At 72.8% G+C, this 14421-nt stretch carries 13 protein-coding genes; 4 read left to right on the plus strand and 9 right to left on the minus strand.

What is annotated here, in order from left to right:
- Positions 1–71: 71 nt before the first annotated feature.
- From ACFWJB_RS07945 to ACFWJB_RS07955, 3 genes are read right to left on the minus strand one after another with little or no spacing between them, the layout of a single operon-like run.
- Positions 72–1175: an NAD(P)-dependent alcohol dehydrogenase gene (locus ACFWJB_RS07945; RefSeq protein WP_386920970.1), complete on the minus strand. Its 1104-nt coding sequence runs from the start codon at positions 1173–1175 to the stop codon at positions 72–74.
- 1 nt (position 1176) lies between these two features.
- The gene (locus ACFWJB_RS07950; protein ID WP_386920972.1) at positions 1177–2580 is read right to left on the minus strand and encodes an aldehyde dehydrogenase family protein; all 1404 of its coding nucleotides are present in this window, start codon (positions 2578–2580) and stop codon (positions 1177–1179) included.
- A gap of 8 nt (positions 2581–2588) precedes the next feature.
- On the minus strand, positions 2589–3341 hold the full coding sequence (locus tag ACFWJB_RS07955) for a (5-formylfuran-3-yl)methyl phosphate synthase (protein ID WP_386920974.1): 753 nt from the start codon (positions 3339–3341) through the stop codon (positions 2589–2591).
- A gap of 533 nt (positions 3342–3874) precedes the next feature.
- Between ACFWJB_RS07955 and ACFWJB_RS07960 the strand changes: the two genes are divergently transcribed.
- The 3 genes from ACFWJB_RS07960 to ACFWJB_RS07970 are packed head-to-tail and all read left to right on the plus strand — an operon-like array spanning position 3875 to position 7023.
- A complete protein-coding gene (locus ACFWJB_RS07960) occupies positions 3875–5494 on the plus strand; it encodes a PP2C family protein-serine/threonine phosphatase (RefSeq protein ID WP_386920976.1) in 1620 nt (539 codons plus the stop codon).
- Positions 5491–6600 (plus strand): B12-binding domain-containing protein, encoded by a 1110-nt coding sequence (locus ACFWJB_RS07965; protein ID WP_385470162.1) that lies wholly within the window; start codon positions 5491–5493, stop codon positions 6598–6600. The genes ACFWJB_RS07960 and ACFWJB_RS07965 overlap by 4 nt, the downstream gene beginning before the upstream one ends.
- Positions 6601–6651: 51 nt before the next feature.
- Positions 6652–7023 (plus strand): STAS domain-containing protein, encoded by a 372-nt coding sequence (locus ACFWJB_RS07970; RefSeq protein ID WP_385470164.1) that lies wholly within the window; start codon positions 6652–6654, stop codon positions 7021–7023.
- Between the two features lie 15 nt (positions 7024–7038).
- Here ACFWJB_RS07970 and ACFWJB_RS07975 read toward each other — a convergent pair whose 3' ends face one another.
- Positions 7039–7713: a CBS domain-containing protein gene (locus ACFWJB_RS07975; protein ID WP_385470166.1), complete on the minus strand. Its 675-nt coding sequence runs from the start codon at positions 7711–7713 to the stop codon at positions 7039–7041.
- 211 nt (positions 7714–7924) lie between these two features.
- On the opposite strand from ACFWJB_RS07975, the gene ACFWJB_RS07980 reads away from it, so the two are divergent.
- Positions 7925–8188, plus strand: a complete 264-nt coding sequence (locus ACFWJB_RS07980) for a DUF1876 domain-containing protein (RefSeq protein WP_385470168.1) — start codon at positions 7925–7927, stop codon at positions 8186–8188.
- A 129-nt stretch (positions 8189–8317) separates the two neighbouring features.
- On the opposite strand, the gene ACFWJB_RS07985 is transcribed toward ACFWJB_RS07980, so the two are convergent.
- The 5 genes from ACFWJB_RS07985 to ACFWJB_RS08005 all read right to left on the minus strand — a co-directional run bounded on the left by ACFWJB_RS07985 (position 8318) and on the right by ACFWJB_RS08005 (position 14320).
- On the minus strand, positions 8318–11950 hold the full coding sequence (locus tag ACFWJB_RS07985; protein WP_385470170.1) for a hydantoinase B/oxoprolinase family protein: 3633 nt from the start codon (positions 11948–11950) through the stop codon (positions 8318–8320).
- 111 nt (positions 11951–12061) lie between these two features.
- Positions 12062–12709: a hypothetical protein gene (locus ACFWJB_RS07990; protein ID WP_385470172.1), complete on the minus strand. Its 648-nt coding sequence runs from the start codon at positions 12707–12709 to the stop codon at positions 12062–12064.
- 144 nt (positions 12710–12853) lie between these two features.
- Complete coding sequence (locus ACFWJB_RS07995; protein WP_385470174.1) at positions 12854–13321, minus strand: SAM-dependent methyltransferase; 468 nt, start codon at positions 13319–13321, stop codon at positions 12854–12856.
- A gap of 76 nt (positions 13322–13397) precedes the next feature.
- Complete coding sequence (locus tag ACFWJB_RS08000) at positions 13398–13814, minus strand: hypothetical protein (protein ID WP_386920980.1); 417 nt, start codon at positions 13812–13814, stop codon at positions 13398–13400.
- A gap of 167 nt (positions 13815–13981) precedes the next feature.
- Positions 13982–14320 carry an STAS domain-containing protein gene (locus ACFWJB_RS08005; RefSeq protein WP_386920982.1) on the minus strand — a complete coding sequence of 113 codons (339 nt, stop codon included), beginning with the start codon at positions 14318–14320 and terminating at the stop codon, positions 13982–13984.
- Positions 14321–14421: the final 101 nt, after the last annotated feature.

Below are 14421 nucleotides of genomic sequence, written 5' to 3' on the forward strand. Positions count from 1 at the left end.
TCTCCCTGGTTCGGAGGCCGGCGTCGCTCGGCGACGGCGGCTCGGGTGGGTGGTGTCGTGGAGCGCCGCGGTCACCGCCGCGTGGGGTCCGGGATCAGGACGGGTTTGACGACGCGGCCCGTGTCGCAGTCGTGTTCGGCCTTGTTGATGTCGGCGAGCGGATAGGTACGGATCAGCTGGTCGAAGGGGAACCGCCCGGCCCGCCACAGCGAGATCAGCCGCGGGACCAGCAGTCCGGGGACGGCGTCGCCCTCGCAGATGTGGGAGATCCTGCGCCCGCGGTCCAGCGTTCCCGCCTCCAGCGGCAGGGCGGCGCGGAGCCGGGCCACGAGACCGAGGTGGCCGGTCGGCCGCAGCGACCGGAGCGCGTCGTTGATCAGCCCGGCGGACCCGGTGGTGTCCAGCGCGTACATCACTCCGCCTCCGGTCAGCCGCCGGATCCGGTCGGGCAGGCCGGCCGGCGCGACGGGGAGCGGAAGGGCGCCGAGCCTCTCGGCGAGGGCCAGCCGTCCGGGATGCCGGTCGACGGCCACGGTCACCGCCCCGGCGGCGTGTGCGGCCATCACCGCGGCCAGTCCCACCGCTCCCGCGCCGAAGACGGCGAGGGTGTCACCGGGGCCTGCGCCGAAGGAGTTGAGGACCGCTCCGGCACCCGTGAGGAAGCCGCAGCCGAGCGGTCCGAGCAGGTGCAGCGGCAGTGAGGGGTCGACCCGGACGGCGTTGCGGGCCGGGACCACCGCGTACTCGGCGAAGGAGGACTGGCCGAACCAGCGAGGAGCCAGGGCGGCACCGGTCGTGTCGGTGAGGCGTGCGGCGTGCTCCGTGCGCCCGCCGAAGAGGTTCAGCGAGGCGAAGGAGTCGCAGTAGGCGGGGGCCGCGGCCCGGCAGCTTTGGCAGTGTCCGCAGGAGTCGAAGCTCAGTACGACGTGGTCGCCGGTGTCCATGCCTGTGCCCGCGCCGCCCGTCTCCACCACGACTCCGGACCCCTCGTGCCCGAGGACGGCCGGCAGGGGCGAGCGGCCCGCCGATCGCCGGACCGCGAGATCGGTCCGGCACATGCCGCATCCCGCGATCCGGACCAGGATCTCGCCCTCGGCCGGCCCGTCGGTCAGCGTCACCTCCTCGATCGTGAAGGGGTCCCCGTACGAGCGCAGTACCGCCGCGCCGAACCGCACGTCAGGCCTCCTCGGGTCGGTGCACGACGAACGGTGCGAGGTTCCCGTAGAGCCCCCACGGTCCGCCCGCGACGCCCACGCCGCTGTCCTTGACACCCGTGAAGGGCTGGGCGAGGGACAGTTCGGCGTGGTGGTTGATCCAGGCGGTTCCGCACTCCAGGCGGTCGGCCACGGCGGCGGCCCGGTCGACGTCGGTACCCCAGACCGAGCCGCCCAGGCCGAAGCCGGTCCCGTTGGCCGCCCCTACGGCTTCGTCGAGGGTCCTGTACGGCAGCACCGGCAGGACGGGGCCGAACTGCTCCTCCGTGACCACCGGGCTGTCGGGAGGCACGTCGGCCAGGACCGTCGGCGCGAAGAAGTACCCCGGCCGGTCCAGGCGGTGCCCGCCGGCGACGGCTCGGGCACCGTCCGCCAGGGCCCGGGCCGTGTACCGCTCGACGCGGGCCAGCTGAGAGGCGTTGCCGACCGGTCCCAGCCGGGTGTCCGGGGCGAGCCCGGGTCCGACGACGGTCGTCCTCGCCCGGTCCGCGAGCGCCTCCACCACCCGTGTGTAGTGACGGACCGGGGCGTAGACGCGTTTGACCGCCATGCAGACCTGCCCGCAGTTGCGGAACGCCGCCCAGTACAGCCGGTCCGCGATCTCCTCCACGTCGGCGTCGTCCAGCAGGACGGCGGCGTCGTTGCCGCCCAGCTCCAGGGTGACCCGCGCGAGCGAGGCCGCCGCGCCCGCGGCGACCTCCCGTCCCGTGGCCACCGAACCGGTGAAGGTCACGTGGCGGATCCCCGGATGCGACACGAGACGGGCGCCGAGCGGCTCCCGACCGGTGACGATCGTCAGTACGCCCTCGGGCAGCGCTCCGGACAGGACGGACCCCAGTAACCGGGTGGCGAGGGGCGTGTGCGGAGAGGGCTTGAGCACCATCGTGTTGCCCGCGGCGAGGGCCGGCGCGAACTTCGCCGACGCGAGTTGCAGCGGGAAGTTCCACGGGACGATCGCGGCGACGGGCCCGAGCGGTCGCCATCGGAGCTCACTGCGCACGGGGCGGCCGTCCGTGATCGGCTGGGTCCCGGCGTCCAGTTCGGCGAAGTAGCGCAGCCGGGCGGCCGTACGGGCCACCTCCGCGTACGCCTCGGTCACCGGCTTGCCCTGCTCCCGGGTGAGCAGCGGGGCGAGACCGGGGGCGGCCTCCTCGACGGCGTCCGCCGCCGCGAGCAGCGCGTCCCGGCGGGCGTCCGGGTCGGCACGCCAGCCGCGCCAGGCCTCGTGGGCCCGTTCGACGGCCGCGTCCAGTTCCTCCGGGCGCTGGTCGGGAGCCTCGTCGAAGCTCTCGCCCGTCGCCGGATCGACGACGGCTAGGTGCCCGCCCCGTCGTCCTGGCCCGGGACGGGGATGTCCGGTCGTCACGGTGCCGGTCAGCTCGCCGCGGCGGCGTCCGCGTGGTCCCGGACGTGCCGGTCCATCTCCGCCCGGAAGGCGGCCACCAGGTGCGGCCGGATCCGGCCCGCGTTGCGGTCCCCTCCTTCGCACACGGCCCCGCGCACCCCGACGATGTCCGTCCCGATGCGGGCCAGCTCGCCCAGGTCGCCGGCCTTCACACTGCCCGCCAGGGCTGCGAGGAGGCCGGACTCGTGGGCCCGCCGTACGAACTGGGCGCACACGTCGGGCGGAACGTGGTCGAAGAGCCGCGTCCCGTCCTTGACCGCCGTGTCGAGCATGGCGGCGTCGGCGCCGGAGCGCGCGGCGATGTCGGGCAGCGCGAGCGGGTTGACGCAGCCGATGCGGTGGGCGTCGGCATAGCCGGACGCGACGACGAGGGCGTCCGCCCGGTGGTCCTTCACGGCCCGGACGACCCCGCGCATGACCTCGACGGCCTGTTCGGGTGTCGTGCAGCCGTAGAGGCCGACCTTGATGTAGGTGGCGCCGGACACGACCGCGCCGAGCGCCGCCTGGGCCACCGTGCCGGGCTTGTACGGGACGTCTCCCACGGTGGCGGAGACGGGCTTGTCCGCCGGGACCGCGTCGCGGATCTCCCGGATGACCCACGGGAAGTTGGCGCCGAGCGAGCCCTCGTCGGGCTTCTTGACGTCGACGATGTCGAGGTACTCGGCCGCCTTGGCGCATTCGAGGGCTTCGTCGACACCGTCCGGAGAGATGAGAAGCAACAAGGTGGAATCCTTCCCCAGCAGGCCCACCTGCCGACAGCAGATGCGCGGATTCGCCTGGCTCACATGCGGTCCGCACATCATTTCCGCGGTCGGCGGGCCCCGGCAGGGCGCGCGGCGTGACGAATGGGTCGTTGCCGCGAGGTGCCCGCGCCCGGCGCAACGCGCCGTCTGCGCTGACCCGCAGGCGGCCCGCACGCGCGTGACGGAGGGCCGCGCGGACGCTGGTCGTGTACACCGAGGACGCTCAGCCGGCCGGCTGAGCCGCGCGGATGGCACGGCCGACACGGACGCGCCGATTCCGCTACCGCGTGCTCGTATGGACGCACCGTGAAGATTCAGCGGCCGGCGGGGCTCCGGAAAGAGGGGGGCATGGCACGGTGCGCTGCGGGAACCCCTCCCCGGGTGGCGGAACAAGTCCACGGGCCGTGGGTTGCATTCGTGGCACCCGATGAGAGACGGTTGTCGGATAGCAATCGTGTCGACCGTGTCGCCCTTAAGGAAATTTGAGGGTTCTCCTCGGAGGTGTCCCTCAGATGTCAGCGTCCCCGGAAAGTTCCCATACCGGCACCACTGGTGTGGTCGGTGCCGTCCCCTCCCCGTTTCCGGTGGTCGTCATGGACGCGGCCGGGCACGTGGCGGAGCTCAACGGCGCCGCGGGCGCCCTGCTGCCCCACGCCCGCGTCGGCGAGGCCCTGCCGTCACCGGACTGGCTCGCCGCCGCGCACCGCGCCCCGGGCACCGGCCCGGTCAGCGGCACGGTGGGAGAGGCGTTCTTCTCGGCCCACCCGTCCGTCCTGTCCGGCGGGGGCACCGCGTGGTGGCTGGTCGAGGAGACCGCCCACCGGACGGCCGTCGAGGAACTTGCGGCGGAACGCGAACGTACGGGCTTCCTGGCCGAGGCCTCCAGCGCCCTGCTGGCGTCGCTGAACCTGGAGCGGTGCATGGAGGTCACCGCCCGCCTGGCGGCCGACCACCTGGCCGACGCGGCCCTGGTCATCTCCCCGACCTCCGCCAGGAAGCTGCCGATGGTCCTCTGCGACCAGCACGGACGTCTGGTCCACAGCACTGTCTCCGGTGCCGTGCAGGAGCTGCCGGGGCTGCCGGAGGCACTGCGGGGCTTCCCGCCGGTGCCCTCGCGCTGGATCGACCCCGCCACCGCTCCCGACTGGCTGGTCCCCGAAGGCTTCGGTGAGGTCGGCTCACTGGCGATCACGCCTCTTCCCGGCCACGGCGTGCCGGCCGGAGCCCTGATCCTGCTGCGCCGGGCGCAGCAGGCCGCGTTCAGCAAGTCGGACGAGGCGTTCGCCGGTCTGTTCGCCGCCCGGGCCGGCGCGGCGATGTCCGCCGCACGGCTGTACGCGGAGCAGAACACGATCACCGACACCCTGATGCGCGACCTGCTGCCGCCGACTCTGCAGCAGGTCGAAGGAGTCGAGTTCGCGGGCGGTTACCGGGCCAGTGTCGACGCCGAGCGCATCGGCGGTGACTTCTACGACGTCCACCCCGCGAGCGAGGACTGCCCGGAGTCCCTGACCGTGCTGGGCGACGTGGCCGGCAAGGGCCTGGAGGCGGCGGTCCTCACCGGCAAGATCCGCAACACCCTGCAGGCCCTGCTGCCCATGGCCGGCGACCACGGCCAGATGCTGCGACTGCTGAACAACGCCCTGCGCAGCAGTCACTCCACGCGCTTCGTGACCCTCGTCCTGGCTTCCGCCCGCCGCGAGGACCGCGACGTGGTGCTGCGCCTGACCTCCGCCGGTCATTTCCCGCCCCTGATCGTGCGGCAGGGCGGCACCGTGGAGGCGGCCGACACCGGTGGCTCCCTGATCGGTGTCCTGCCGCGCATCACCACCCGCACCGCCGAGGTGCGGCTCGCGCCGGGCGAAACGTGTCTGCTCTACACCGACGGCGTCACCGAGGCCAAGGGCGGCCCCTTGGGCGACACCATGTTCGGGGAGGGACGCCTGCGGCGTGCCCTGCTGGAGTGCGCCGGGATGCCCGCCCAGGCCGTCGTCGAGCGTGTGCAGATGCTCGTCGACGAGTGGATCGGGGACGGACGCCACGACGACATCGCCGTGCTGGCCATCACCGCCCCCCGCGGCGCGCATCTCAGTGCCGTGAACGGGACGACTCCGGGCAGATACACAGCATGACGGACATCCCTGCTCCCGGACTCGGCAACGGGCCCCCCAGGCATCGCGTCGGCGTCCGGTTCGCTCCCGCCCTCGGCGACGAGCGTGCCGGGGCCTGGGCTGACAAACTCTGGACGGCCGTCCGGACGGCGGACGAGTACGCGGCGCTCGACGTCGTCACCGGGGCCCTGGACGCCGGGCTGGAAGCGGAGACGGTCCTGCTGGAGGTGATCGGCGCCGTCCAGCACAAGGTGGGCATCGAGTGGGCCGCCAACCGCATGAGCGTCGCCGAGGAACACGCCGCGACGGCCATCAGCGACCGTGTCGTCGCCGCCCTGCCCGTGCAGCGCCCCCAGACGTTCCTCGGCAAGGTGACGGTCGCCTGCGTGGACAAGGAGTGGCACGCCCTGCCCGCACGCCTGCTCGCCGAGACGCTGCGGCTGCGCGGATGGCGGGTCGGCTACCTCGGTGCCCAGGTCCCCACCGCCCACCTGATCAGCCAGATCCACCGCACCGGAGCGGACGCCGTCTGCCTGTCCGCCGCCCTGTCCACCCGGCTGCCTCTGGCCCACGCCGCGATCACCGCCGTACAGGCGGTCGGCATACCGGTCATGGTCGGCGGTCTCGCCTTCGGACCCGACGGGCGTTACGCCCGCCTGCTGGGCGCCGACGCCTGGGAACCCGAGGCGCGCGCCGCCGCCGACCGGCTGGCCGCCGGCCCCCTGCCCCGGCCTCGACCGCCCCACCAGGCGCTCGACGACCTGCCGCACCTGGCCGACCAGGAATACACCTTGGTCACCCAGTCCGCCCGCAACCTGGTGCGCGAGACCTTCCGTCGCCTCGAAGAGCGCGTCCCCGCCATGGCCGACTACGACGACGAGCAGCGCGAACGCACCGCCGAGGACATCTCCCACATCGTCGACTTCCTCACCGCCGCCCTGTACGTGGACGACCCCGACCTCTTCACCAGCTTCCTCACCTGGACCGGCGACATCCTCGCCGCCCGCGGTGTACCGGCGCACACCCTGGTGCCGGTGCTGGACCTTCTTGAGGAGCAACTGCACGACTTCCCCCGCACCCGACGCCTCCTCGACGCCGGACGGACCGCCCTCACCACCCGCCACTGACCCTCGAAACGCTGGAAGAACACCGTGACCGCCTCGCCCGACACGCCCGTTGTGGTTCAGCCGACCACGCACCCGCACACCGTGCGCCTCGCCCTGCTCGGCGACCTCGACTACGACAACGGCGACTGGGCGCTCCACATTGCCCAGCAGGCCATAAGTGAGCACCCGGACGCGCGGGAACTGCGGCTGGACTGCGGGGAACTGGGGGCGATCGACTCCACGGGGCTGTCCATCCTGCTGCTGATACACCGCCTGGCGTGCCATGACCGCATCGGCTTCCACCTGGACAACATCGGCCCGGCGCTGAGGCGCCTGCTCGACATCACCGGGACCTACGAGCACCTGACGACTTCGTACCCGGACGAGTCGGCGACGGGGTCCTCGGCGACGGAGTCCTCCGCGGAGGCGACGTCCGAGTCGTAGGGCTCACCCCTGGGCTCAGGCGGTGCTGGGGGACGGTCGCGCGTCGTCCGTCCGGTACTCGAGGTGCTCGGCGACCGAGACCACGCCGTCGACGCTCCGGCACAGCCGCTCGATGACGGGGATCAGGCTTCTCCGCTCGACCGAGCCCCTGAGGTCGACCCGCCCGTCCCGCACCTCGGCGGTCACCTCGGAGGGAGCGAGCCGCATCGTGCGCCGCAGCACGTCCCCGGTGATCTCGTCGCGGATGGCGTCGTCACGGCGCAGGAAGACCCGTAGCAGGTCGCCCCGGCTGACGATGCCGAGGAGCCGGTCAGTCTCGTCCACGACGGGCAGCCGCTTGACCTGCTGCGCCTCCATCAGGCGCGCGGCCTCCACCACGGTCCACTCCGGACGCGCGCACACGGCGGGAGCCGACATCAGTTCCTCGGCGCGGGAGCCTTCGGCCTTGGCCCGCTCCCATGCCTCCAGATGAGGAAGGGGGACCCTGCCCGACGGGTCGGCCTGGTCGGCGCTCTTGCGCAACAGGTCCGCCTCGGACACCACACCCATGGGGCGGTCCATGTCGTCGACCACGGGCACGGCGGTGACGTCGTTCTCCGCCAGCAGCCTGACGACCTCCTTGAACGGCAGGTCGCGCCGCGCCTTGACGACGTTCCGGGTCATGAGTTCCGCCACCGTTCGGTGCTGCATGTCAGCTCTCCCGTCCGGGTCGTGGCCGCCGTTGGGCACAGCACCATTCTGGGGAGAGGGCGGCGAATGCGCGAACGCACCTGGGACCGACCTCACGGTGTCCGGTACGCCCGTGCCGGGACCTCCGGTGCCCGGAACGGGGCCTTCCGGCACTGGGACGGCGGCCGGATCGCGCGGAGGATGGACGCAGGAAGCGATTCTGCGAGGAGTGATGGTCGTGGACGCGAAGCAGTGGACCGTGCAGGTCTACATCACCGAGGACGGAGACGACACACGGGCTCGCGCGGTGCTCGCCACCCGGGACACGGCGCGGCTGACCGGTCACGGTGTCGCACGACGCAACCCCCTGGACAGGTCCGTGCCGGAGATAGGCGACGAGCTGGCCACCTGCCGGGCTCTGGAGGACCTGGCCGTCCGTCTGCACGACGTGGCCACCGAGGACATCGTCATGCTGACGGGTCCGGTGGACGCCTGACGAACGGCCGACGTGTCCGCCGCCGACCGTGGGTGATGCCCGGCCGGGGCACCACCCACGGGTCTCAGCACCTCGGACACCGGTGTCCTGCGCGCGCCGTGATCGAGCCGGGATCGGCCCACGGGCACGTTACGAGCCGGACGGGTCCGGGCGCCCGTAGCCACCGCCACCGGGAGTGAGCAGCACGAACACGTCACCCTGCCGTACGGCCATGGAGCCGCAGCCCGTCATGGGCAGGACGGCACCCCGCCGCTCCACGTGGTGACGCCCGAGGTCCCCCGGCTCCCCTCCGGCCATGCCGTAGGGAGGGATCCGCCGGTGCCCCGACAGCACGCTGATGGTCATCGCCTCGCGGAAGCGGATCCTGCGCACCACACCGTCGCCCCCGTGCCAACGGCCCGCGCCCCCGCTGCCGCCGCGCACGGAGAACTCCTCGACGAGCACCGGCAGGCGCATCTCCAGGATCTCCGGGTCGGTCAGGGAGGAGTTGGTCATGTGCGTCTGGACCGCGGAGGCACCGTGGAATCCCGGGCCGGCACCGGCACCCGAGGCGACCGTCTCGTAGTACTGGTGGCGTTCGTTGCCGAAGGTGACGTTGTTCATGGTGCCGCTGCCCTCCGCCTGGGCGCCCAGCGCGGCGTAGAGCGCCCCGGTCACGGCCTGTGAGGTCTCGACGTTGCCGGCCACGATGGCGGCCGGCGGAACGGGAGCGAGCATCGACCCCCGCGGGACGACGATGCTCAGTGGCCGCAGACAACCGTCGTTCAGCGGGATGTCCTGGGCGATGAGGGTGCGGAAGACGTACAGCACGGCGGCCGTGACCACGGACGTCGGCGCGTTGAAATTGGAGTCGAGCTGCGGGGAGGTCCCGGTGAAGTCGACGGTCGCGTCGCGCCGCTCGTGGTCCACGGTGACGCGTACGGCGATCACGGCCCCGGAGTCGGTCTCGTACCGGTACGCCCCGCCGGTGAGAGCACCGAGAGCCTGCCGGACGGCCTCCTCGGCGTTGTCCTGCACGTGCCGCATGTACGCCTGCACCACGTCGAGGCCGAAGTGCCGGATCATCCGGCCGACCTCGTCGACGCCCTTGGCGTTGGCGGCCACCTGGGCGCGCAGGTCGGCCAGGTTGGTCGCCGGACTGCGCGAGGGATACGGCGCACCGGTGAGCAGGTCCAGGGTCTCGGCCTCACGCAGACGGCCGTCCTGGACCAGCAGCCAGTTGTCGAACAGGACGCCCTCCTCCTCGATGCGCCGGCTGCCGGCCGGCATCGAGCCGGGGGTCAGACCGCCGATCTCCGCGTGGTGCCCGCGGGAGGCGACGTGGAACAGGACCCGGTCGGCGTGCGGAGTGCCGGCCTCCCCGAAGACGGGCGTGATCACGGTGACGTCCGGCAGGTGGGTTCCCCCGTGGTACGGGTCGTTCACGGCGTACGCGTCTCCCGGCCGCATGGTTCCGGCGCGGCGTCGGACGATCTCACGGACGGCGGTCCCCATGGAACCCAGATGGACCGGGATGTGCGGTGCGTTGGCGACGAGGCGGCCCTCGGGGTCGAAGAGGGCGCAGGAGAAGTCCAGCCGTTCCTTGATGTTGACGGACTGGGCCGTGGCCGCGAGCCTGGCGCCCATCTGCTCGGCTACGGAGACGAACTGGCTGTTGAAGATCTCGAGCAGGACCGGGTCGGCTCCGGTCCGGACCCTGTCCCGGGTCACGGCGGCCGTCCGGGTCAGGCGGAGGTGGCCGCCTTCCGTGACAGCGGCCTGCCAGCCGGGGTCGACGACGGTGGTCGCGTTGTCCTCGGCGATCACGGCGGGCCCTCGCACCACCGTTCCGGGGCGCAGCCGCTCACGCTCCCTGAGCGGCACGGTCCGCCACTCGCCCGCGAAGTGGAGGCGGGTCGTGGGTGCGGTCGCCTCGTCGTACGGCGTACCCTCGCCGCCGAGGCGGCCGAGGTCGGGCCGGGAGGTCAGTCCCCGGGCCTCGACGGAGAGGGCCTCGACCACGACCGGCCGGTCCAGCAGGAACGAGTAGAGCGCACGGTGGCGTTCGGTGAACGTCCGCGCCATCTCGCCGGCCCCACCGAACGGTACGGTGACGGACGTGTCGGTCCCGTCGTAGCGCAGGCGCGCCGTCCGGGTGATGCGCACCTGCTCGTCCGGCGTGCCCTGGTCGGCCAGCTCCCTCCGGGCGCCGGCCTCGAGCCGGTCCGCGGCCGCGCGGATCTCGTCCATGTGGGCGTCGTCCAGGACCAGTTCCGACGACTGCTCGCGCACGGTCGTGACGTCGGCCAGCCCGATGCCGAGGGCGGACAGCACGCCGGCGAGCGGCGGCACGAGAACGGTGCGGATACCGAGCGCGTCGGCGACGGCGCACGCGTGCTGGCCGCCGGCCCCGCCGAAGGACGTCAGAGCGTATGCGCGCACGTCGTGGCCGCGGTGCACGGAGATGCGCTTGACGGCGGCGGCGACGTTGGCGACCGCCACCCGGAGGAAGCCCTCGGCCACCTGCTCGGGGGTCCTCCGGTCACCGGTGGCCCCGCGTATCCGGGCCGCGAGCTCGGTGAACCGCCGCCGCACGACGCTCTCGTCGAGCGGCTGGTCGCCGTCTGGGCCGAAGACGTGCGGGAAGTGGGCGGGCGGGATGCGTCCGAGCATCACGTTGGCGTCGGTCACCGTCAGGGGCCCGCCCGCGCGGTAACAGGCCGGGCCCGGGCGCGCCCCGGCGGAGTCCGGGCCCACTTGGTAGCGTCCGTGGTCGAAGCGCACGACCGAACCGCCCCCCGCGGCGACCGTGTGGATGTCCAGCATCGGTACCTGCAGACGGACCCCGGCGATACGGGTGACGGGTACCCGGTCGAACTCACCGGCGAAGTGGGACACGTCGGTCGAGGTGCCGCCCATGTCGAAGCCGACGACGCGGTCGTGTCCGGCCTGCCGCGACAGGCCGGCCATGCCGACGATGCCGCCGGCCGGGCCGGAGAGCACCGCGTTGGTGCCGCGGAAGTGGTCCGCCGCCGCGAGACCGCCGTTCGACTGCATGAACATGAGCCGGACACCGGCCAGCTCACGGGAGACGTCGTGCACGTACCTGCGCAGCCCCGGGGATAGGTAGGCGTCGACGACGGCGGTGTCGCCGCGCAGGACGAGACGGGTGAGCGGCCCCACCGAGGAGGAGAGGGAGACCTGGTCGAAGCCGACGGAGGCGGCCAGCCGGCCGATGGCGCGCTCGTGCGCGGGGTGCAGCGCGCTGTGCAGACAGACGACGGCCACCGCGCGGATCCCGTCCGCGTGCGCACGCTCGAGTTCGCCCGCGAGAGCGTCCACGTCGGGCGGCCGCAGCACCTCCCCCTCGGCCGTGACGCGCTCGTCGACCTCGATGACGCGTTCGTAGAGGGCTTCCGGCTGCTGGATCTCCCTTGCGAAGAGATGGGGGCGGTTCTGGTAGCCGATGCGCAGGGCGTCGCGGAAACCGCGCGTGATCACCAGTGCCGTGCGTTCCCCGGCGCGTTCCAGCAGGGCGTTGGTCGCCACGGTCGTGCCCATGCGGACGCTGTGGACGGCATCGCCCGGAATCGGTGCGCCCGGGGCCAGCCCGAGCAGGCGCCGGACGCCCTCGACGGCTGCGTCGCGATAGCGGCCGGGATCCTCGGACAGCAGCTTGAGCGCCCGGATGCGGCCGTCGGGCGCCTGGGCCACGACGTCGGTGAAGGTGCCGCCTCTGTCGATCCAGAACCGCCAGCCGGAAAGGGCACCGCTGGTGGGCATGTCCGCGTCCTCCTCCCGAGCCGCCGGTGCCATCGCGTTCCCTGCGTCCCAGCATGAGCGATTCACCCCGGGACGCCAGATGATCATGCGCGGACCGGGCTCGTCGTCGGATCAGCGGCGGGCGACGGCCTCGCGCACCTGCAGGTCGGTGCGGGCCAGGGCCACGGTCCGCCAGGCGCACTCCTCGTGGCATCGGCCCAGAACCGCCGCATCCGCGGCATCCCGCACGGAGCAGGCCAGGTCGTCCGTCAGCAGCGCTCGGCTCAGGCGACGTTGACGTGCGGTGATGTCTGCCAGGCCCTGGTCCAGCACAGCCGGGGGGCCGGACAGCCGAAGGACGTCGTGGGCCTGGGCCATGAGGTGCAGACAGGCATCGCCGAGTTCTCGCACCGGCGCCCTGACGGGCTCGGCGAGCGGCTGTGCCCTTCGCCCCACGGCGATGTCGCCGACCTGCTCGATCAGGAGGGCCATGCGTCCCGTGTCGCCCCGCACGTACAGCGCGGCCAGGACGGAGCGTCGGTCCGCCTCGCGGGACGGGCCCCCCAGCGCCAGGGACGTGATGTCCTCGGCATCTCTCCACAGGGCGGACAGGCTCCTGGCGTACGACGTCACCCGGGTCTCGGTCTCGGCGCCTTCCGGCACGGTGACGAGGCGAGTCGCTTCGCGCAGGGCGTCGTACGCCTTGAGCAGGAGCGCCGGCACTCCGCCCGTCTCCCGGCCCGTCCGGGTATCTGCCAGGTCAGCGGTGCGTTGCTCCACCTCGACCTCCTCGCGAGAACGCCTGTCCGGCGCGCCCCCCGCAAGAGCGTCGGACAACGCCCGCTCCCGCGCCGCTCACTACCAGTATTCTCCCGCCGGGCCCGGTCGCTCGGTGCGGAGGAACGGGGCGACCGGTTCGGCGTCCTACGGCCGGAAGTACTCCGACATGAGGCGGCCGACCCATTCCGGCTGTCTGACATTCACCGGAAGGAACTCCTCCATCGTCGGCTTCAGGTCGATGACCGGGGTGCCCGAGACGGCGTCGAGGCCCACCACCGTGAGTTCGCGGCCTCGGACGGATTCGATGGCGCAGGACGTCACCCCGATGCGGTTCGGCCTGCGGGGACCGCGGCCCGCGAAGATGCCGACGGGAGGGAGGTCGGGGCGGCCGCGGGAGGGCCGGGGTTCACGGTGGTCGTCGCGGTCCGGGAACTGGTCGAAGACGAAGAGGACGTCCACGTGCGAGAAGCCCTCCAGGCCCTGGAGGCAGGCGTCGCCGAAGCGCTCGTCGACGGTGATGGTGCTGCGGACGGCACCCCAGTTGTCCGTGTGCTGGACGTCCGTCCGTTCGTTCCGGACCGTACCTATGGGTGTGATCTCGAAGCTCGGCATGGCCAGAGGCTATCCCCGACGCTTCCACGTCGGCATCGAGTCCGTCGACGCGGCCCGTGAGCCCTCGTCGCGCGCCTCACCCGTCCGCGGGGCCGGTCCTCGCGGCAGCCTGCGCTGCTACCGCCGCCTCCAGCAGGGACCAACCGTCGATCTCCAGCGTCCGTCGGCCCTCCGGCTGCCGGCCTTGTGCGACCGCCGCGTCGAGCAGGGCCCGGACGGCTCCGGGTTCATGGAGGTTCATCGAGCCGCCCCTGGTGAACCCCACGTCCCCGGACCCCAGGGGGTAACCGCCCGGCACGTACCGGCTCGGCCCCTCGGCGAACACGATGCGCAGCGCGCCGCCGGCGTCCGCGTCGTCCCGGTACAGCGTGAGGATCTGCCGGCATCGGGGGCGACCGCTGTCGTCCAGGGCACGGTGGCTGTGGCGCAGGGTCCACAGGTAGGTCCGGCCGTCGGCGACGAGCCGGCGGGGCTTCTTCGGATGGCGGGGCACAGGGCCGAGGGTACGCGGCAGGGTCCGGGGACCGCCGTGATTTTCGGACCGGCCCGGGATCGCCGTGCCGCAAGGCAGGGGCGGGGACGGTGGGAGGACGACCGGTCCCGGCGCCCGTCGGGGCGCCGGGACCGGTCGCGGTGGCGTCGCAGGGCGGCGCGGGACCCTCAGGCGGCGTTCGTCGGCGCGGCGGGCCGCAGGAAGTCCTCCCACAACCCGTCCGGGACGCACTGGGCCGCCAGATCCAGCAGGCGCCGGGGCTGCCATCCCAGGCCGGTGACGGTCAGAGCGCGGCCCGCGGTGCGGCAGTCCTGGCGCTGACCGGTGAGCAGACGCAGCCCGGCGGCGTCCATGAAGCCGACGTGCCGCAGGTCCCAGGTCACCGTGGTGACGGACGCCGGGAGTTCGCGGGCGGCGGCGAGCAGGCCGGGCAGGGCATCGGCGTCGATGTCCCCAGGAGGAGTGAGAACAGCGGCGGTGTCGTCGATCGCGACGGTAACGAGCATCGTGCGCCCCCCTTCGGGGGTCGGACGAGTCCGCAAACGCCGAGGGTGGCCTGTCGGGCCGTTCGGCGGAAATGGCGGGCCCGGCTGCCCGTGAAGGGGGC

The sequence above is a fragment of the Streptomyces sp. NPDC127100 genome, assembly GCF_042724095.1.
Classification (GTDB): Bacteria; Actinomycetota; Actinomycetes; order Streptomycetales; family Streptomycetaceae; genus Streptomyces.